The organism is Paenibacillus polymyxa (assembly GCF_015710975.1).
Classification (GTDB): Bacteria; Bacillota; Bacilli; order Paenibacillales; family Paenibacillaceae; genus Paenibacillus; species Paenibacillus polymyxa.
Map to the genome: position 1 here is coordinate 2,952,649 of NZ_CP049783.1, position 18,786 is coordinate 2,971,434.

16 protein-coding genes, 3 pseudogenes and 1 other annotated feature (1 of these 20 only partly in view) are annotated in these 18,786 nt (G+C 45.4%); of the genes and pseudogenes, 12 read left to right on the top strand and 7 right to left on the bottom strand.

The features are described from left to right. Positions 1 to 22 precede the first annotated feature (22 nt). From G7035_RS13200 to yunB, 6 genes are all read left to right on the top strand, one after another. A complete protein-coding gene (locus tag G7035_RS13200) occupies positions 23 to 1,879 on the top strand; it encodes a sensor histidine kinase (protein WP_019688549.1) in 1,857 nt (618 codons plus the stop codon). Between the two features lie 98 nt (positions 1,880 to 1,977). Beyond that, complete coding sequence (locus G7035_RS13205; RefSeq protein WP_017427258.1) at positions 1,978 to 3,342, top strand: ABC transporter substrate-binding protein; 1,365 nt, start codon at positions 1,978 to 1,980, stop codon at positions 3,340 to 3,342. Positions 3,343 to 3,374: 32 nt separating this feature from the next. Further along, complete coding sequence (locus G7035_RS13210) at positions 3,375 to 4,277, top strand: carbohydrate ABC transporter permease (protein WP_019688548.1); 903 nt, start codon at positions 3,375 to 3,377, stop codon at positions 4,275 to 4,277. Between the two features lie 2 nt (positions 4,278 to 4,279). After that, complete coding sequence (locus G7035_RS13215; protein WP_019688547.1) at positions 4,280 to 5,116, top strand: carbohydrate ABC transporter permease; 837 nt, start codon at positions 4,280 to 4,282, stop codon at positions 5,114 to 5,116. A gap of 83 nt (positions 5,117 to 5,199) precedes the next feature. Next, a complete protein-coding gene (locus G7035_RS13220) occupies positions 5,200 to 6,132 on the top strand; it encodes an aldo/keto reductase (RefSeq protein WP_016819975.1) in 933 nt (310 codons plus the stop codon). A gap of 197 nt (positions 6,133 to 6,329) precedes the next feature. Further along, positions 6,330 to 7,079, top strand: coding sequence for a sporulation protein YunB (gene yunB, locus G7035_RS13225; RefSeq protein WP_017427260.1), 750 nt, complete (start codon positions 6,330 to 6,332; stop codon positions 7,077 to 7,079). 45 nt (positions 7,080 to 7,124) lie between these two features. Here yunB and G7035_RS13230 read toward each other — a convergent pair. After that, positions 7,125 to 8,230: pseudogene (locus G7035_RS13230) on the bottom strand (M23 family metallopeptidase). A 243-nt stretch (positions 8,231 to 8,473) separates the two neighbouring features. Here G7035_RS13230 and lipA point away from each other — a divergent pair. Both lipA and G7035_RS13240 read left to right on the top strand, forming a co-directional pair. Further along, complete coding sequence (gene lipA / locus G7035_RS13235) at positions 8,474 to 9,376, top strand: lipoyl synthase (protein ID WP_016819978.1); 903 nt, start codon at positions 8,474 to 8,476, stop codon at positions 9,374 to 9,376. 24 nt (positions 9,377 to 9,400) lie between these two features. Then, positions 9,401 to 10,264 carry a YutD family protein gene (locus tag G7035_RS13240; protein WP_017427261.1) on the top strand — a complete coding sequence of 288 codons (864 nt, stop codon included), beginning with the start codon at positions 9,401 to 9,403 and terminating at the stop codon, positions 10,262 to 10,264. 141 nt (positions 10,265 to 10,405) lie between these two features. Here G7035_RS13240 and G7035_RS13245 read toward each other — a convergent pair. After that, positions 10,406 to 11,208: pseudogene (locus tag G7035_RS13245) on the bottom strand (NAD kinase). Between the two features lie 66 nt (positions 11,209 to 11,274). Continuing rightward, positions 11,275 to 12,572: pseudogene (gene ylbJ / locus G7035_RS13250) on the bottom strand (sporulation integral membrane protein YlbJ). 411 nt (positions 12,573 to 12,983) lie between these two features. Here ylbJ and G7035_RS13255 point away from each other — a divergent pair. Beyond that, complete coding sequence (locus tag G7035_RS13255) at positions 12,984 to 13,361, top strand: globin domain-containing protein (RefSeq protein WP_013372940.1); 378 nt, start codon at positions 12,984 to 12,986, stop codon at positions 13,359 to 13,361. A 21-nt stretch (positions 13,362 to 13,382) separates the two neighbouring features. Next, positions 13,383 to 14,114, top strand: a complete 732-nt coding sequence (locus G7035_RS13260; RefSeq protein WP_013372939.1) for a DUF2225 domain-containing protein — start codon at positions 13,383 to 13,385, stop codon at positions 14,112 to 14,114. A gap of 87 nt (positions 14,115 to 14,201) precedes the next feature. Here the strand turns inward: G7035_RS13260 and G7035_RS13265 are convergent, their stop codons facing one another. Both G7035_RS13265 and G7035_RS13270 read right to left on the bottom strand, forming a co-directional pair. Further along, on the bottom strand, positions 14,202 to 14,438 hold the full coding sequence (locus G7035_RS13265; RefSeq protein WP_013372938.1) for a hypothetical protein: 237 nt from the start codon (positions 14,436 to 14,438) through the stop codon (positions 14,202 to 14,204). Then, positions 14,435 to 14,605 (bottom strand): YycC family protein, encoded by a 171-nt coding sequence (locus G7035_RS13270; protein WP_016819983.1) that lies wholly within the window; start codon positions 14,603 to 14,605, stop codon positions 14,435 to 14,437. Before G7035_RS13270 ends, G7035_RS13265 begins: the two co-directional genes overlap by 4 nt. 98 nt (positions 14,606 to 14,703) lie before the next feature. On the opposite strand from G7035_RS13270, the gene G7035_RS13275 reads away from it, so the two are divergent. Together G7035_RS13275 and G7035_RS13280 are read left to right on the top strand one after the other, a co-directional pair. Continuing rightward, positions 14,704 to 16,491 carry a M3 family oligoendopeptidase gene (locus G7035_RS13275; RefSeq protein WP_019688544.1) on the top strand — a complete coding sequence of 596 codons (1,788 nt, stop codon included), beginning with the start codon at positions 14,704 to 14,706 and terminating at the stop codon, positions 16,489 to 16,491. Between the two features lie 258 nt (positions 16,492 to 16,749). Beyond that, the gene (locus tag G7035_RS13280) at positions 16,750 to 17,151 is read left to right on the top strand and encodes a hypothetical protein (protein ID WP_017427267.1); all 402 of its coding nucleotides are present in this window, start codon (positions 16,750 to 16,752) and stop codon (positions 17,149 to 17,151) included. A 123-nt stretch (positions 17,152 to 17,274) separates the two neighbouring features. On the opposite strand, the gene G7035_RS13285 is transcribed toward G7035_RS13280, so the two are convergent. After that, complete coding sequence (locus tag G7035_RS13285; protein WP_013372934.1) at positions 17,275 to 17,511, bottom strand: alpha/beta-type small acid-soluble spore protein; 237 nt, start codon at positions 17,509 to 17,511, stop codon at positions 17,275 to 17,277. A gap of 90 nt (positions 17,512 to 17,601) precedes the next feature. Next, the gene (locus tag G7035_RS13290; protein ID WP_017427268.1) at positions 17,602 to 18,567 is read right to left on the bottom strand and encodes an aldose 1-epimerase; all 966 of its coding nucleotides are present in this window, start codon (positions 18,565 to 18,567) and stop codon (positions 17,602 to 17,604) included. 141 nt (positions 18,568 to 18,708) lie between these two features. Next, positions 18,709 to 18,786, top strand: a binding site (T-box leader) (it continues 180 nt past the right edge of the window).

Genomic DNA, 18,786 nt, shown 5'->3' on the forward strand with positions numbered 1-18,786 from the left:
CGTTAGGTGAAAGGAAGATACAATGCGCCAAGTCAAATATATATATCAAAAATTTTTGGACAGTAGCTTTCGTACGAAGTTGATGCTGTCCTATTTTTTGTTGTCTGGTTTCATCGTTTTGATCCTGGGCTTTGTCTACTTCGAAACCAGTGCGCGGAATATTACTGCAAACGTAACAGATAGCGTTACAAGTGTATTGCGTAGCAATAACCAGTTGCTGGATAACAAGCTGACAGCTATTCAAAAAACTGTGGATATGATTCCAATTGATCATGATCTTTTACAGACTATCACAGACGTGGATACTACGGATTCTTCATCGCTTTTACGAGCTGATCGCAGCATTACGAAAATTTTGTACAGATACTTTGGCAATATAGAGGAAGTATACGCTTCTCAGATTATGACGCAAAAGTATGCATACGGAAGTACAGAGCGGATGTATATTCCCGTTCTGCCGTTCTATTCTTCTCCCTTGGCGACAACGGCGGTACAAGCAGAGGGGGCTACCAGGTGGATTCCTGCCTATTCGTATGCCGACACCTTTCATCAGCAGGATTTAAAACAAGGTTCCTATGATTTTAGCTCTTTATTTGCTGTGGTTAAGCAGCTTCATTTGACTGCATTAGATGATGCTGGAACCTTCCATACGCTTCCTGAAGGAAAGGAAAAGCCTATACTTATATTGAATTTCCGGCCTGATTTGTTAAAGGATGGTTTTGAAGATTATGCAGCCCGCAGCGGATTTGCACATCTATCCTACGGTATGATTCACGATAACAACGGGATAGTCATGAGCTCAGATCGACAGCAACAAGCGGGGGAGCCCGTGGCGGATTGGCTGAAGAATGCCATTACTTCGGAACAAGGGACAAAAATGGTAAACGTGAAGGGTCGAAGTATACTACTGGTTTACGAAGCGATGAAGACGACGGGCTGGGTATCATATATAGCCATTCCCATGGAAGATGTACTGGGGCATTTGTCAACGATTCGTACCTACACCTTGTTCTTTTTAGGCTTTATGATGCTCATTGCTGTCATCCTTGCTTATTTGCTGTCGGTATACATCAGTAAGCCCATCACGGATATGAAACAGGCGATGAAGGTAATGGAAAAGGGACATTTTGATATTCGAATTCCTGAACGCGGCTATGATGAATTGGGGGATCTGGTGATCCGATTTAATCAAATGAATGAGAAAATTAAAGATTTGATCGAAGAAAATTACAAATCACGTCTTCGAGCCAAAGAATCGGAGTTAATGGCACTTAATTTACAGCTTAATCCCCATTTTTTGTATAACACCTTAACGACAATGTATTGGATCGCATTAGAACATAAACAACAGGAACTGGGCCGATTGATCATTAGTCTGGCGGAAATGCTGCAAATTACGACTCGAAACAAAAACGAGACCTGGAGCCTGGAAACCGATCTGAATTGGCTGGAAAAATACATTTATATTATGCAAAATCGCTTTGAGAACAAGTTCACAGTGGAGTATGATATTGATCCCATTTTACTTCAGATGGAGGTTCCCAAACTCTTCTTGCAGCCTTTTGTGGAGAATTCAATTATTCACGGCTTCGCTGAAATGGAATCAGGTGGTCGGATTAAGATCACAGCCTGGATCGAAAAGCAATTGGTGTGTTTTAAAGTCGAGGATAATGGATTAGGAATTCAAAAAGATCATATACGCCGCATTCAAGCTGGAGAAATCCGGTCAACGGGCATTAAAAATGTAGACAGAAGAGTACGGCTGTTATATGGGATGGAATATGGGGTTGCGCTCCACTCACCAGAAGATAAAGGGACATTTGTCCTGATCCGAATCGGAGAAACACATAGATCTAATCAAATGACACCAATCCAATGAGAGTGCGACTTTCAAAAATGTAAGCGTTTGCTAGAATAAATTTAGTGACGAAGCAACAAACGAAAAGATAAAAAATAAACGGTTTGGGGGCGTTACTCATGTTAAAACGAAAGTTATGGATCGTCTGCATGTGCTTGGTCGTTGGACTGATGTCAGCCTGTAGTTCAAATGAGAGCAGCAGTAAGCCAGTAGATTTGCAGGGGCACGAGCAAGTGACACTGACCTATGCCAGTTGGGGGAGCACCAATGAGAAGAAGGTTCAACAGGAGATCGCCAAAAAATTCACAGACAAATATCCGTGGATCAAAATCAACTATATGCACATCCCCGGGGATTACGTCACCAAATTAACGACGATGTTTGCCGCCAATCAGGCACCAGATGTATTTCCTATTTATAAAGCACAGGCTCTGCAATGGGCTGAACAAGGCAAACTATATAATTTAAATGAATTTTTGAAGGAGGATAAGGAGCTAACGAAGGAGAGTCTCATTCCTAATTCAGTCATCTATTGGGATAAGGATAAAGTGGCAGGGGTCAAGGTGACGGAGGAAGCCTTTGCGCTCTATTACAACAAGGATTTGTTTGATGAGGCTGGTGTTGCCTTGCCGCCAATCAAAGCTGAAGAGGCTTGGACATGGGAACAGTTCTTAGAGACAGCGCAAAAGCTCACCATTGATAAAGCGGGAAATAATGCGCTTAGCCCCAATTTCGATGCAAGTAACATCAAACAGTATGGAGTTCGGTTTGACACATGGATGTGGCATCTGCTAGTACCTTCCAACAACGCAAGCGTTATTTCAGATAAAGGGGACTCGCTTAATCTTGAAAACCCTGATGTGATTGAAGCCGTGCAAAAGATGGCGGACCTGATCAACGTGTATCATGTGGCACCGTCGCCTACGCAGTCCAAAAATATCCCTTCCCCGGCCGTAGCATTGCAAAGCAAACGTGTAGCGATGGATCTGGATGGGCAGTGGGTCCAATTGGATCTCGGAGAATCGAAGGTGAATTTTGGTGTAGGCGTGTTACCCAAACTGAAAAGCAGCAAAACGATCCTGTTTGGCGAACCGGAAGTGATTTCTGCCAAAACCAAACATCCGAAAGAAGCATGGATGTTTTATAAATTCTTGCTGGATGCTGAAAGCGGGCTTGACATGCATTCCAGCGGATTGTGGATGCCTGTCATGAAAAAGTGGTACACCGAACCAGACTTGATTAGCAAATGGGCAGATGTCAAGCCAGGCCATGCGGATGGATATCGTGATGCAGTCATGAACCAAACGCTGCATAACGGTGTCAATTCTTACGACTATTATTTGAAGAATTCGGAAAAAATCAATGCGATTATTAACCCGGCGCTGGATCAGGTATGGCTGGGCAAGAAAACGGTGGAGCAAGCATTTAAGGAGGTTTCCGCCAAGGCCAACGCTGAATTTAAGGGGACATATCCGAAAGAATAAGGTGAGGGTTTTGACAGAAAGAGAGGGATAGAATGCAATCATTATCTTCTATTCGTAAGAAGGAAAATGGGTTGGGGTGGCTTTTTGCCGCCCCTGCTATTCTCGGCTTTGTCATTTTTGTTCTGGGACCGATGATCGCTAGTCTCTGGTTCAGTCTTACCGATTATAAGGTTGCTTCACAGGCCCATTTTATTGGTCTGGATAATTACGTTCACTTATTTGACGGTACGGACCAATTTTTTTATAAATCCCTTGGGGTTACGTTTTATTATGTGTTTTTGAGTGTGCCCCTGCAAATTATAGTAGCCTTCTTTTTAGCGATATTACTTAATCAAAAGGTAAAAGGTCTGGCTTTTTTCAGAACCGTTTTTTACTTGCCTACGATTGTGCCACTCATCGCATCGTCTATGATCTGGATGTGGCTGTTTGATCCCGATCTTGGTTTACTGAATGTGGTGCTGCGTGCGCTACATTTGCCGGAAAGTCAATGGATTTATAGTGAAGGGTCGGTAGTTCCTACACTGGTTTTAATGAGTTTATGGACCGTTGGAGGAACCATGATTATTTTTCTGGCTGGCTTGCAAGATATACCTAGGCATTATTATGAAGCCATTGAAATTGACGGTGGGAACGCTCTTCATAAGCTTGTTTATATTACGATTCCGTTGACATCGCCCACAATTTTCTTTAATACGATTATGGGCTTCATCGGTGGATTTCAGGTGTTTGTCCAGCCTTACGTCATGACTCAGGGCGGACCTAACAATTCCAGCTTGTTCTACACATTTTATTTATTCCGCGAGGCATTTACTTTTTCGAATATGGGTTATGCCTGTGCGATTGCATGGGTGCTCTTTATTGTAGTTTTGATCTTCACTGCCTTTCTATTCAAGACAGCCCGCAAATGGGTGTACTACGAAGGTGGGGGGGCATGAGGATGAAAAACCGTGGTTTGAGTTGGGGCAGGATTTTACTCTATACGGTGCTGATTGTGGGGTCACTTTTTTGCATGTTTCCTTTTTACTGGCTGGTGAGAAGCTCCATGATGGATTTAAGTCAGATTTTTTTAATCCCGCCGAAATGGATTCCGGAGCCATTTGTACTTGAAAATTTTTTGCAGCCGTTTGAAGAGCTCTCGTTTGGTCGTTATTTTGTGAACACATTTATCGTCGTAGCAGGTACTTTAGCCGGTGTACTTCTGTCGAGTACTATTTCTGCCTATAGCTTTGCGCGAATGAGATGGAATGGAAGAGATAAGGTATTTGCTGTATTGTTAAGCAGCATGATGTTGCCGTTTGCGGTCACGCTAATTCCGTCTTTTATTGGTTGGCAGGCGTTAGGCATGGTTAATTCGTATGTTCCATTGGTATTACCTTCGTTTTTTGGTGGAGGCGTTTTTAATATCTTTTTGCTCAGACAATTTTATATGACTCTTCCGCGAGAACTGGATGAAGCTGTATTTGTGGATGGAGGCAACCATTTTACGATCTTTACTCGCATTATTTTACCTTTGTCCCGGTCAGCGATTTTGGTCATCGGATTGTTTACATTTTTGAACACATGGAATGATTTTATGGGGCCGCTCGTTTATCTTAATGATGAAAGCAAATTTACGTTGGCGATTGGGCTACAGCAGTTTCAGGGAATATATTCAGCGCAATGGGGTGTTCTGATGGCCGCTTCTTTAATTGTCGTGTTGCCAGCTATCATTCTTTTCGCCATAGGACAGAAGTATTTTATGGAAGGTATTGCCTTAACGGGGATTAAGGGATAAGAGCAGCAGCCAGGTACGCACTTTGCTTTTTTTGGAATTTAATAATAAAATGGAAGTAACTTTCGAAAAGGAGATGACGTGAATTGGCAGAGCAAGTGCGTATTGGCAAAACAGATTTATATGTAAAACCAATCGGTTTGGGTGCGAATAAGGTAGGAGGACATAATCTTTTTTCCGGTTTGAACAATGAAACGGGCAAAGAAGTCGTTCGCACAGCTTTGGATAACGGCATCAATTTTCTGGATACAGCTTTTATTTATGGGCCTGAGCACTCAGAGCGGTTGATCGGTGAGGTACTTAAAGAGCGCGGCAAACGTGAGGAAGCTGTCATAGCGACCAAGGGAGCGCATAAATTTGTGAACGGAGAGGTTGTTTTTGACAACTCGCCTGCTTTTTTACGTGAATCCGTCGAATCCAGTCTGAAAAGATTACAAACGGATTATATTGATCTGTTCTATATCCATTTCCCAGATGAAGCTACGCCAAAGGCAGAAGCAGTCGGAGAACTGAAGAAGCTTAAGGACGAAGGCAAAATTAAAGCTATTGGTGTATCTAACTTTACCATTGAACAACTTAAGGATGCGAATAGTGACGGCTATGTAGATGTGCTTCAATCCCATTATAATTTGTTGCAACGGGAAGCTGAGAAGGATCTGCTGCCTTATACTAAGGAAAATGGCATTTCGTTTGTGCCGTATTTCCCGCTAGCTTCTGGACTACTAGGTGGTAAGTATACGAAAGACATGACTTTCACGGACATCAGAGCGAAAGATCCATTGTTTCAGGGAGAGGCATTTGCTCGTAATTTGGACAAAGTGGAGCAGGTACGCGAGATCGCTAATGCGTTGAATGCAGAGGTTGCTCATGTGGTGCTTGCATGGTATTTGACCCGTGATTCGATTGATGCCCTCATTCCAGGCGCGAAGGGACCGGAGCAGGTTCTGGCGAATCTGAAAACGCTGAATGTCCAATTGAGTCAAGCGGATATCGAAAAGATTGACCACATTTTCAAATAATGAGTTGAGCTTGGAATGAATCGTATTTGAAATCATATATGTTTACCACCAGGAGGAGCTGCCGGACGGGCAGCTTCTTTTTCGTTTATTTGCGGCATATCCTTCTAAAGTAAGCTCATCGCTGCGGGGGGATCAGAATGAATAGAAAACCGCAATGGCACAGCAGACCAAACAGAAGGCGACGTGGCAGACGCAGGATGTGGCTCATTGTGGCATTGGCGCTGCTGGTAGGAATCGTACAGGTGGCCGCCTATGTGGAACAGCATTTGAAGCCACCCATGATGCATCTGGCTAAAGTGCGGGTCAAACAAATGGCGACAGAGGCTATTAATTCAGCAATTACTGCGCAGGTAGAGCAGGGGAAGACTGCTGATAATTTGATCGAATGGAGAACGGATACGCAAGGGAGAACCTCTGGATTTGTTCTAAATTATGCGGAGCATATGAGAATTACGTCAGACACGCTCAAAGCAGTCAAGGCAACGATGGACAGTATGAGTCATTTTGATGAAAGTGTTCCGATTGGTCAGGCATTGGGGAGTCCGCTACTGGCAGCTTATGGACCCAAGGTTCCCCTAAAAGTGGAGCCGCATGGAGCAATCAAGGTGGATTTAAATACACGTCAGCAGGATGCGGGCATAAACATGATCTTGGTGGAAGTGTACATTCGAATTACGACGGAAGTGTCTGTGGTTATACCGTTTGAAATGCAACCTCAGATTGTGGAGACGGAAATCCCGGTTTCTTATTTGCTGGTAGTGGGCAACGTCCCGATGTACTACTATGACAATCAGGGGAAACCAGTCGGCAAAAATGGTGCAACCGCTCCGCAGTTGGCACTGCCTTCCCATTCCATAGAGAGTAGCGGTGCTGTAGGTTCCAGCATAGAAAGTGTTCCAGAGATACAGGAAGACCCCAATTCCCTCAATCAGTCCCCAACGCCATAAACAAAGAGGGGATTGGTGTGAGATACTCAAAAAAACCAAAGGGACCTATGAGGAGGTCCCTTTGGTTTTTCCTGATTTGAGCGCTTTACGTTCACTCTGCTCCCACTGTCTTAATAGCGGATATGGATCAAAGGACCAGTCTGTCCAGCCATTGTCCCGGTATATACCATAGTGTAGATGTGGTGGGAACTTGCCTTGGGTACCCGGTTTCCCATAGCCCGAGCTTCCGACCCAACCCACCGTCTGACCAGGCGTGACGATGTCTCCGTTATGAACGGTTTTATCAAAGCCGGAAAGGTGTGCATAGTAGTGATAGCGGTTGTTGAGATCACGAATACCGATTCGCCAGCCTCCGAAGGGATTCCAGCCCTTCATTTCAACTACACCGTAGCAGGTGCTGCGAACCGGAACTCCGTAGCCAGCAAACAGGTCAGTCCCCTCGTGTATACGGTAGCCCCCCAGCTGCGTCGGCTTCCCCAAGTGCTGCGGTAGCTATAAATGCTGCCTAGAGGCAGCGGAAAAGCTTGACTGACCAGATCAAGTTTGCCATACCTCTGATACAGCTTGGCAAACTGCTGAACTCTTTGAACCGAGCGGCTGTTATGGTAATATTCCCACACGGCAATACCAAATTCATCCTCGTTGTTTCCATACTTTCCGAGATAAGAAGCGATGCTGAACAGCAAATCCTTGTCATTATTGCGGTCAGCGATTCCATCGCCTGAGCCGTCTTGTCCCAGCCCGGAAAATAGTTCAATGGAACTTGGATTTTGATCCTCGGCATCAGGGTTCAACAGACCGGACCATACCGGTCCCGTCACAAAAATACCTATGATCCGTTCCGCATGCTTGCGATCCTTGGGATGGGCCACCGTGAGTGTGCGTTCGTACTGGTCGATGGCAGCCAGTCTGTACCAAGGGACTCCTGTCAGGGCTTCGATGGAGTGATATAAGGCAAGTCTGGACGTATACGATGAAGACGAAGCATGTGAAGCATCCATATTTGTTGTCAGGTTATTTCCGGCTGACGAGGACTTTGTGTCCTCGGCAAGGGCATGAGCAGGAAGCGGACAAGCCGTTGTCAGTGTAGTAGCGCACAACAGCAGCGATAACAGACGAACAGCGCGGACTGCCCGCGTAGGGTAAGACACGTGAACCGACCTCCTATAAAAGGGCTTAAGCGCCCGGTAAATTCTTGGCCCGTATTTGCGTAATTAGGGCGCTTTTGATTAGATTGAGCCATATCCGCCGCTTTTATCCATCTCAAGAGTTTACTTTTTCCGGCATCAATGTCATATCAAAAAGGGAACAATGAATGGAGGTTTTTCCATGGCTTTCATGCTATAATGTATGGCAATGACAGCTTAAGCTTATCAGAAAGAAGGTCTATGCCATTGTCTAAAAAAGTGAAGGAAGCTAAACCCGATTGGATTCGTATTAAACTTACGACAGGCGATAACTATCAGGAAATCAAGAGCATGATGCGTTCCAAGACATTACATACCGTATGTGAGGAGGCACGATGCCCTAATATATATGAATGCTGGGCCAACAGGACAGCTACATTTATGATTTTGGGTGATATTTGTACGCGTGCGTGTCGTTTTTGCGCAGTAAATACGGGAATGCCTACGGAACTGGACTTGCAGGAGCCTGAACGCGTCGCAGAAGCGGCTGAGAACATGAATTTAAAACACTGTGTCGTAACCAGTGTGGCCCGCGATGATTTGAAAGACGGGGGCGCTACAATATTTGCAGAAACGGTTCGTGCGATTCGCCGCCGATTACCTTTTTGCAGTGTAGAAGTATTGATTCCCGACTTTATGGGCGACATTGAGTCGCTGCGAATCGTCATGGATGCCAAGCCAGATATTTTGAATCATAATATTGAAACGGTGGAACGCATGTCCGACAAGGTTCGGGCTAAAGCGAAATATCATCGCTCTCTGGAATTGCTTCAACGTGCAAAACAATTAAATCCGGATATCCCAACGAAATCAAGCATCATGTTAGGTGTCGGAGAAGAGTGGGACGAGATCTTACAAACCATGGATGATCTGCGCAAAGTCGATTGTGACATTATGACAATTGGTCAATACTTGCAGCCATCCGAGAAACATTTATACGTGCAAAAATATTATCCACCGGAAGATTTTGCGAAGTTAAAGGAAGAGGGATTACAGCGAGGATTCAGCCACGTCGAATCCGGTCCGATGGTCCGCAGCTCCTACCAAGCGCATGAGCAGGTGAAGTCGGCCGCTCAGCATAAGGAAGAAAGCGCCCTTTCGCAGGTTTGATCCGGGAAAGGCGGTCAGAATAGCTTGTTTCAAATCGGTGGTAAAAACTATGAAGTGTTGCAGGATCACAAGAACGGGTGGAATCCCGAAGCCTTTCGTGATCGATATAGTGAAGTGTTGGATCGCTATGATTATATTATTGGCGATTGGGGTTACAATCAGCTTCGTCTGAAGGGGTTTTATCGAGAAGGGCACCCCAAAGCCAATAAAGATACATCCATTGTGGTATTGGACGATTATATTAATGAATACTGCAATTTTGGCTGTGCCTATTTTGTGCTGCAAAAAAGCCGTGAAGTTGAAAATAAGAACGGTACCAGTGATGACTTCGTTCCTCCCGACATCCAGCAATTGGTAGATGCTCAAAGGGAACAAGCGGAAATGTCAGAAACTGAAGAGCGTCAAGAAAGTTCGCAACCTTCAGCTGGACAAACGGAATATCCGCAACCACAGCAGGATTCCGCAGCTACAGAGGAGTCGAGAGTGGAACAGCCTTCAGAAGCCCGCCAACCACGAGAGTTGCAACGTAGGGAACCGAAGGATGCGCAGGAAGTACGTGAACGACAGCCGCGTGAAGCTCGCGAAAGTCGCCCATCCAGAGAAGGACGTGAAGGAAATCGGCAGCGTGAAGCACGTGATTCGCGCCAGCCAAGGGAACCGCGTGAAGCAAAGGATGGGCGAAGTTCGGGGGAAGGGCAGCAAGCCCGGGAACCACGTAGGCAGCGCAATCCACAAGGAAACTTCGATAAAAAGGAATCGCGTGGGCCACGCTATGATCGCCAGCCAAAGGAAAATCGGGAGGGACGGCAAGTTCGTGTTTCGCGTGAACCCGAGGGCCAGCGTCAAAAAAATAAAACATTCACCTCTCCACAACAAAACGGTTCCTGAATTTTCAGGAGCCGTTTTGTTTGTAAGTCCTCCACCACAACTGCCAATGTTATGACCAACTTTTTGCAAATTTTAAAATGGGGCTAATGCTTCCTCCTGATCAATTAAAAAAAGAGCCAGGATTTGGCTCTTTTACAGATTCTAATTGAGGAAAGCGTTGCGTACCCGATCCCAAAATGGGAAAGGACGGTAACGAGCGAAGCTGATCTTCTGACTTGCAACCTGACATCGAACAGAGATCAAGTCATCCACAGGAAAGTTCAAGTGATCTACAGTCAGTAAAAGACGCTGATCTTTCCGTGAAAAAATATCACAATGATGATGTTTTGGCAGTAGCAGGGGGATCCCAATGTCCGGTACACACGGTTATTAATGGAAGCGATCTCAGTCAACTGTAATGCTTCAATGGTAGGGTGAACCATAGCTCCGCCAAGTGCTTTATTATAGGCGGTTGTTCCTGAAGGTGTAGAAACACATATACCATCACCACGGAACATCTCAAAGGTGATATCGTTAATATCTACTTGGGCAACGACCGTGCCATCTACCCCTTTTAATGTAAACTCATTTAAGGCAATAAAAGAAGCATTGCCTGACTTCTTGTGAATTTCCAACTCAATCAGTGGATACTTAACGATTCTCGGGTTAAGCGGTCCCTTAGATCCGCTTTGGCTCATCAGGTGGATTAGCTCCTCCAGCTCGTCCGCACGCCAATCCGCGTAAAAGCCCAGATGACCGGTATGTACACCAACAAAGGCAATATCCGGAATGCGGTCAATGAAGGTATGAAACGCATGAAGCATCGTACCATCGCCTCCAATAGACACGACGATTTCCGGCGATTCGGCATCCAGCTTGAAATTCTTTTCTTGGGCAAGACGGTGAAATTGCTGACTCAAGTCCATGGAGTGCTGATCCCCGCGATCCAGAACATAATATCTCAAGATGAAAAGCTCCTTTGTCATGGGTATATATCGATCATAATCAATTATGAGCAAGAACACAATCGTTCATTGCCGGTGTGTTCCTTTCAATCGTATGAATAAGCGACTTGTACCCACGCTTAACCAGGAGAGAGCAAGCATTCCGGCCAGTATGCAGGCAAGAAGCAGCAGACTTTGCAGCAGTATAGCGGACGAGAAGCCAGGGGACCATGCGATATCGTGTACCGGAGAAAAGACCGGAGAGCTTCCCTGCCCCATTAACGGGCGCCATAATACGAGAGCTAGCAATGCAGAGATGATCCCGTGCGCAGCCCGGGCCAGCAAAAATGGCATATAGCGGAGATTCGTCATATTTAAAATACTTGCAACCTGTGCATGGACGGATAGCCCGCCCAGGAGAGAACAAAAGCTGCTGCGGCTACCTTGAACGGTAATGCCGCTGCTGCGGCTTCACCCGCAGCCTGTGCGCCTAAAGTGACTTCAAAAATACCACCTACGATGGACTCTGTTAATGTAGGAGGAAGACCACAGGCAGACAATAGGCTAGCCGTAAGCAGATGAAGCCCGCTCATTAAGCCGGAGTTCGTCAAAGCTTCTAAAATGACGCAGAAGAATACAACCAGCCCTCCTACGACAATAATAAGGCGTAGGGAGGAAGCAATCGCCTGACGAAGCAACTCACCCAATGGACGGCCATCTTCCAAACGTGCTGTATGCATGGCATATAATGCTTGGCGCAGTGGTCCAGGCTGTTTATTGCGACCTGTTGTTAATGTGTTAGCAGACTTCGACCAGGCTTTTCGAGGAGGTTGAGAGCGTTCGCTGCGAATATCGTTTTTCTCTGAACGGGAACCGTGGAAGCGCATGAGTAGTCCGATGATGAGAACGCCACCGTAATGGGCCGCTCCCAGGACGAGTGCAATTTCGGGTTGATGGAAGAAGCCAACAGAAACTGCACCAATCAGAAATATCGGATCAGAGGAAGTCGTAAACGCGACCAAACGTTCACCTTCAATGCGAGTGATCCATTTTTGTTCCCACAGCTTAGCGGTTAATTTGGCCCCTATGGGGTAGCCGGATGCACAACTGACCGCCGCGACAAACCCCCCGCAGCCAGGTACACGGAATAGAGGCTGCATCAGTGGGTCCAGTAGCGCACCTATGAAATGGACAATTCCAAAGCCGAGAAGAAGCTCGGAAATAACGAAAAATGGGAATAGGGACGGGAACAGCACATCCCACCAGATGGCAAGACCGCGAAGCCCGGCATTCAAAGAAGATTGCGGATACGCGGCCATCAGTATGAATAGGAATAACAGCATAAGGATGAGCAAAGGAAGCGAGAAACGGCGGTACAGCGACATAGAGGCCCCTCCTTTGGAGTTGTACTATTATACCTATGTCGAGGATGGACAAAGAGTACAAAAAAGTAAAGAAAACGATTACATGGAATGCTGTTTTTTTGTAAAGAGTATGTTAAAATAAGAAAACAACGATTCCATAACCTTAAGGATGGAGTGATCAGGATGAGTATCGTTGCCGGTCTGTTTGTATGTGCTTTTGTGTATGTCATTCGTGCCTCTCTCGTCCATCCCGGTGAAGAGGATTGGCGGAGTTATTAGTGGTATTCATGGAATGACGAAGCGATGTGCAGTGAAGCAAACCTCTTCATATGTTAAATTGATAAAATGACGCTTATTTTTAGCGTCATTTTTTGTTTTTTGTTATAATACGAGTGTATATTTATTACCATAGCACAGAAAGTTGGAGGAAAAGTGAATCCTAGCCTGAGCATTTATGACAACCTTGGGGGTGCGGAAGGTATTCGTGCTATTATTGAGGCCTTCTACCCGAGAGTTTATAAAGATCCGTTGTTAAGTCCCCTGTTTCCTAAAGACATGGAGCCGGTAAAGGAAAAGCAGTTTATGTTCCTGAGCCAGTTTTTTGGAGGGCCGTCCCTCTTTTCTGATGCATATGGTCATCCGATGTTACGTGCCAGACATATGAAGTTCCCCGTGACGGAGGAGCGAGCAGAGGCATGGTTGTCTTGTATGGCAGATGCGTTAACGGATACGGGAATTGAGGAGCCGCTTCGTTCCATCATACTTAGTCGTTTGTCCGGTCCTGCGCATCATTTTGTAAATACCCCGTAAGCTTTCGGGGATTGCCGAATTTTGGAGAGGGTTGTAAAAACATTGGAACTTGAACCGTTATATCAGATCAAAATCGTCTGTCCGCAATGCGAACAAGAATTTCAGACATCCCGTGTCAGACCAAGCCTAAAGAAGGCTATTCGTACCGATTCAGATTTTTGCGCTTATTATAAGAACGAAAATCCCGATTTTTATGTCGTACGGGTCTGTCCTCATTGTGGATTTACTTCGACAGAGCACTCTACCGTTCAGTTAAGCGATCAGCAAACCAAGCTATTTAAGGATAAAATCGGTAATCGCTGGCAGCCTCGCGAATATGGCGGGCATCGTAGCTGGGAAGAGGCGTTAGAAACGTACAAGTTGGGTTTACTCTGTGCACAGGTCATCGGAGAAAAGGAACGCGTAGTAGCCAGTCTATTGCAGCATATTGCATGGATGTACAGATACCAGGGGAATGAGGAGCAGGAGCTTCGCTTTCTCAAATTTAGTTTGGATTCCTATGTTCGAGTCTATGAGCTGGAGGGCGTTGGTGCGAATAATGCCAAACTGCTTTATCTGATTGGTGAACTGCATCGACGTACGGGTAACTTTAACGAAGCAGTGCGCTGGTTTTCGCGTGTCATTAATGATAAGAAAATTATGGATGCAGCGATGATTAGAGCTTCTCGTGAACAGTGGTCTGTCCTGCGTGAACAAATGCTGGCAAAAAACTTCCAGCTACCTGAGGAAATGCAGAACGCAAGCTCCTCTTGAAGAAATAAAGGTGTGCACTATGACCAATTTAGGCTCATGGTTCACACCTTGTTTGTAAAACGAGTTATCTTGCAACTGCCTCATGAATTAATGATGGCGCAACGTGGTATCTGACAGCAAATAATCGTCGTCACAATCCACCAAAGTAACCTTGTTATGGCAGCATGGAAACACAAGCAGCTTTTTCATGCCTTCATGAATGAGCTTAAGCTCTTTGGGCTTCAGGGGCAGCAAGACGTTATCATGGTTGCAAAACGGACAAGACTGTACATAAACATCTCCCATGACAATGTCATAAGGCCAGGTTTTATCAAAAGGAATCATGATTTGTCCGATTCTCCGCCGTTCGAGCCAGCGGCTTCTTCTTTAGCTAGTTCGGCCAGCTTTTGCATCAAAATGTGCTGGGGTGTATGCATAAGGTGTTCCAGCGGAATGCCGAGTTTTTCGGATAATTTCACAGCCGTTTCCGGCGAAATTTGTAAGGGTCTCATCCTGTTTTCCTCCTAATTGTAGTGATTGTGCCATCACGATGTAGCTTTATTGTATATGAAACCACATGAATTCGCCAAAAAAGAAAGGTGGAACTATTATGAAAACACCGTTAAAGCAAACATGGGATCTGGAATCTATTTTTAGCGGAGGCTCTTCCTCTGCCTCATTTCATGCATTTTTGGAAGAACTGGAGAGCAAGGTCCAACAGCTGCAATCCCAGCTTAAAGTAGCCAAAGTGCCACAAACGGTGTTGGATACCGAGCGTCTGGATAGTGTTCTGAATAGCATACAGGAGCTGTTTAATGGAGCATCGCAGGCAGGTTCTTTTGTATCTTGTTTGACTGCTCAAAATCAGCATGACAAGCTGGCTGTTCAACTGGGGGCGCGTGTCAATTCGTTGTATGCCCAAGGAAAAAGTGCTTTAGTCGCTTTCCAGAACTTGCTGGCACAAACCAGTGAAGACATTTGGCAGAAGTGGATGGAGCGCGAAGCGATCAAGCCGATTTCCTTTGTCCTAACTGAATACCGGAACGAAGCGCGCGAAAAAATGGCTCCTGAGCTGGAGAGTCTTGCATTGGATTTGGCAGTGGATGGTTACCATGGCTGGGGTGACTTTTATGATACCATTGTCAAAAATATGACGATCCCGGTGCCTGAAAATGGTGAAATTGTACACCTGTCTGTAGGTCAGGCAGCGAATAAGTTGGATGAAGCAGATCGCGGCGTACGTAAAGACGTATTTGCACGTTGGGAAGAGGCATGGACTCAGGTAGAGGACTATTGTGCCGATACGCTGAATCATCTGGCAGGCTTCCGCCTCAAGCTATATGAAAACCGGGGCTGGACAGACGTGCTCAAGGAACCGCTGGAAATCAGTCGTATGTCAGCCCAAACGTTGGATACGATGTGGCAGGTGATTAATGAAACAAAGCCTATTGTAGTCAAGTACCTGGAGCGGAAAGCCAAGCTGCTAGGCTTAGAAAAACTGTCCTGGCATGACATTGAAGCTCCGCTGGAAACATCGACCACTAAAATCCCTTACGACGATGCAGCCGCAACGATTGTTGAGCAATTTGGTAAATTTAGTTCGAGAATGGCTGACTTTGCCCAGATGGCTTTTGAGAAAAGCTGGATCGAAGCAGAGGATCGTCCAGGCAAACGTCCAGGCGGGTTTTGTACATCTCTGCGTCTAAGCAAAGAAACCCGTATTTTTATGACCTATGCCGGATCACCATCCAACGTTTCGACACTGGCCCATGAGCTAGGACACGGTTATCATCAACATGTGATGAATGAATTGCATCCATTGAATCAAAATTATGCTATGAACGTGGCTGAGACAGCATCGACGCTGGCAGAACTGATTGTATCAGATGCTCTGCTGGAAGCTGCTGAGGGTCAGGAGAAGGTAGCTTTGCTGGAGGATAAAATTCAGCGTGGTGTAGCCTTCTTTATGAACATTCATGCCCGTTTCCTGTTTGAAACCCGTTTTTACGAGCTACGGAAAAAAGGTGTTGTAGGAGCACAGCAATTAAGCGAGTTGATGGAAGAAGCGCAGCGTGAAGCGTTTTGTGGGGTTCTGGATGAGGCTCATCCTCATTTTTGGGCTTCCAAGCTGCACTTCTATATTACGGAAACTCCTTTCTACAACTTCCCATACACTTTCGGGTATATGTTCAGTGCAGGGATTTACGCTTTTGCGAAGGAAAATCCGGATGGCTTTGCCGACCAATATGATGCTTTGCTGCGTGATACAGGTCGCATGACAGTAGAAGAACTGGCCTCCAAGCACTTGGGGACCGATTTAACGCAGGCTGACTTCTGGCGTAACGCCGCACAAGTTACTGTTCAGGATATTGAGCAATTTTTGCAAATGACAAAATAACCGAGTTACATTTTAGAGGGTCTCCCGTAAGGGGGGCCTTTTTTGTAATTTTTGCAGAGGATGATGAATAAAGTCGCAAAATGTCGAAGTGCAATTGATGCTACCTGTTAGCGAAATTTAAAATGATGGATATACTTAGAAAATAGTTATAAATACCCAATTATGTTGAATTTGATTGTAAGCTTAAAAACCTTCGCATATAATTGAGCCGTAAGACCTATTAAATATTTTCATATAAGGTATATAGGAGGGTTTTTGATGGATGAAGTAGGTCAATTGTCGTTGGCGAGGCAGATGGATATTGTTTTTAAAGAATTGGATAATGAATTGGCGGGTTTATCGTCAGGGATCGTATTTGTACAAATACGAAACAATGTGGTTGGTAAATTTGGGATTCGGCATAATCCAATTGCAGGCAAAGGTGGCACATTTGCAGCAGTAGACCCAGGCTTATCTGTAGAGCATCGGGACCATTTTCGGCGTATGGCCCTGGAAACGCTAAATCACAAGCGTAGCTGGACTCATGGTGAGATTGCTTTCGATTTTGCCATCAGACAAGGAACAATTTTGGTAGATGCAACATTAGAGTCTAACTACAACATGGCGAATCTCATGATCCGCTATAACAAGCCTACATATCGCGCGGCTAAATCTGAATAACCATCGACATTAAAAAGAGCAAAGAAAAGCGGCCTTCCGAAGGAAGACCGCCTTTGTTATATACCCGTTATAACGCATTTTGGTAAATTACGATAACGGAATGCTCATGTGGAATAATGACGCTTATTGACCTGAACGACCTGATAATTGCTGTTCGGCCAGCTGTACTAAGCGTTTAGTGATATAGCCTCCCAGAGACCCAGCTTCACGGGACGGCATATCACCATAGTAACCGTCTGCCGGAATGGTGATGCCCAGTTCTTGCGCAGCTTCATATTTCAATTGTTGCAATGCGTTGTTGGCTTGAGGAACGACCAGAGTATTGCTACGACGTCCTCTGCCTTGATTGGCTTCATACATGTGTAGTCACCTCCTTCGGCTGTGATGAGGTTAGTATGCGACAGAGTTATGAAAATATGCGCCGAAGGAAGAAAAGTGACTATAGGGAAATTAAGGATATATGATATGAATCTGAGTTTTGAGGTCGATGGATTGTTGAGGCTCAAGACGAATCAGCCCACCATCTCCGACTGGGTCAGGAAAATTGGGAGCATCAGATAGCCAGGTATAAGGCTCAATGCAAAGATACTGATCGCATTCCCCTTTGGTATATAGTACCCAATACTTAAAGTATTGCTCATCTGCGGTGTAGCGGATTTGATAGCCATCATCACGAGTCAAAACAGCTTCAGCAGGGCCTTCCGCTGCTCGCAGCACAGTATCCAAATTTGTTCCTTTCAAAGATAAACCTGAGGAGAGCTGTTCCAAATGATCTAAAGAAGTAATGACACCTGTAGGCAGCTGCTCAGCATCCTGTTCATATACTCCATTCACCGGCAGCTTCAGGCGCCAGCGCTGAGGTTCTCCATCCACCATAAACCAAGTGTGGTATCCCAAGCCGAATGGGGCTGTTTTTTCACCTAGATTAGTGACGCGCAGCGTTTGGCTTAATACAGTTCCCTGCAAACGATATGTCATTTCCAGCCGCAAAGGAATGGGGTATTGTTCCATCCAGTGCGGATCACTTTCTGTCAGAAACTCGGTTGTTACGCTGCAACCTTCTTCATCCTCTTCAATATCGCTGCAACGCCAGGATTGATTACGGTGCAGACCGTGTATATGATTGTCGTTGGCTGTATTACGGTCAAACTGATATGGGACGCCGTCAAACTCAAATTGTCCTTTGCGAATTCGGCCAGGAGGAATCAAAATGGGTAAGCCAAAATGATATGGCTTTTGTAAATAAAATGCCAATTCTTCCTCGCCAGGTCGACGTACGATATCCCGGTTCAGCTTCAGATCACGCACGGAGATAATATTATTCCCCAGACGAGGGATCATTGTAACTTCCAATTCACCACTATGTAAAACATACGTGTCGTAACCGTTCCAGTGTTCTTTGGTCACTTGTTTCATATTCATGCTCCTTTGTCCACTATAATCGGTTGAAGCTTCGTGTCATTATGATAACAGATTTTTGGTCATATGGCACAATCGTCATTTGACAATAACAGTAAGCGGAATTATCATTAATGTAGCTTAGAAAGAAATGACATGGATAACACGATGATGAGGACAAGTAAGCTTTTGCATAAGCTCTTCAGAAAGCCGGTGGTGGATGAGAATCGGCGAGCC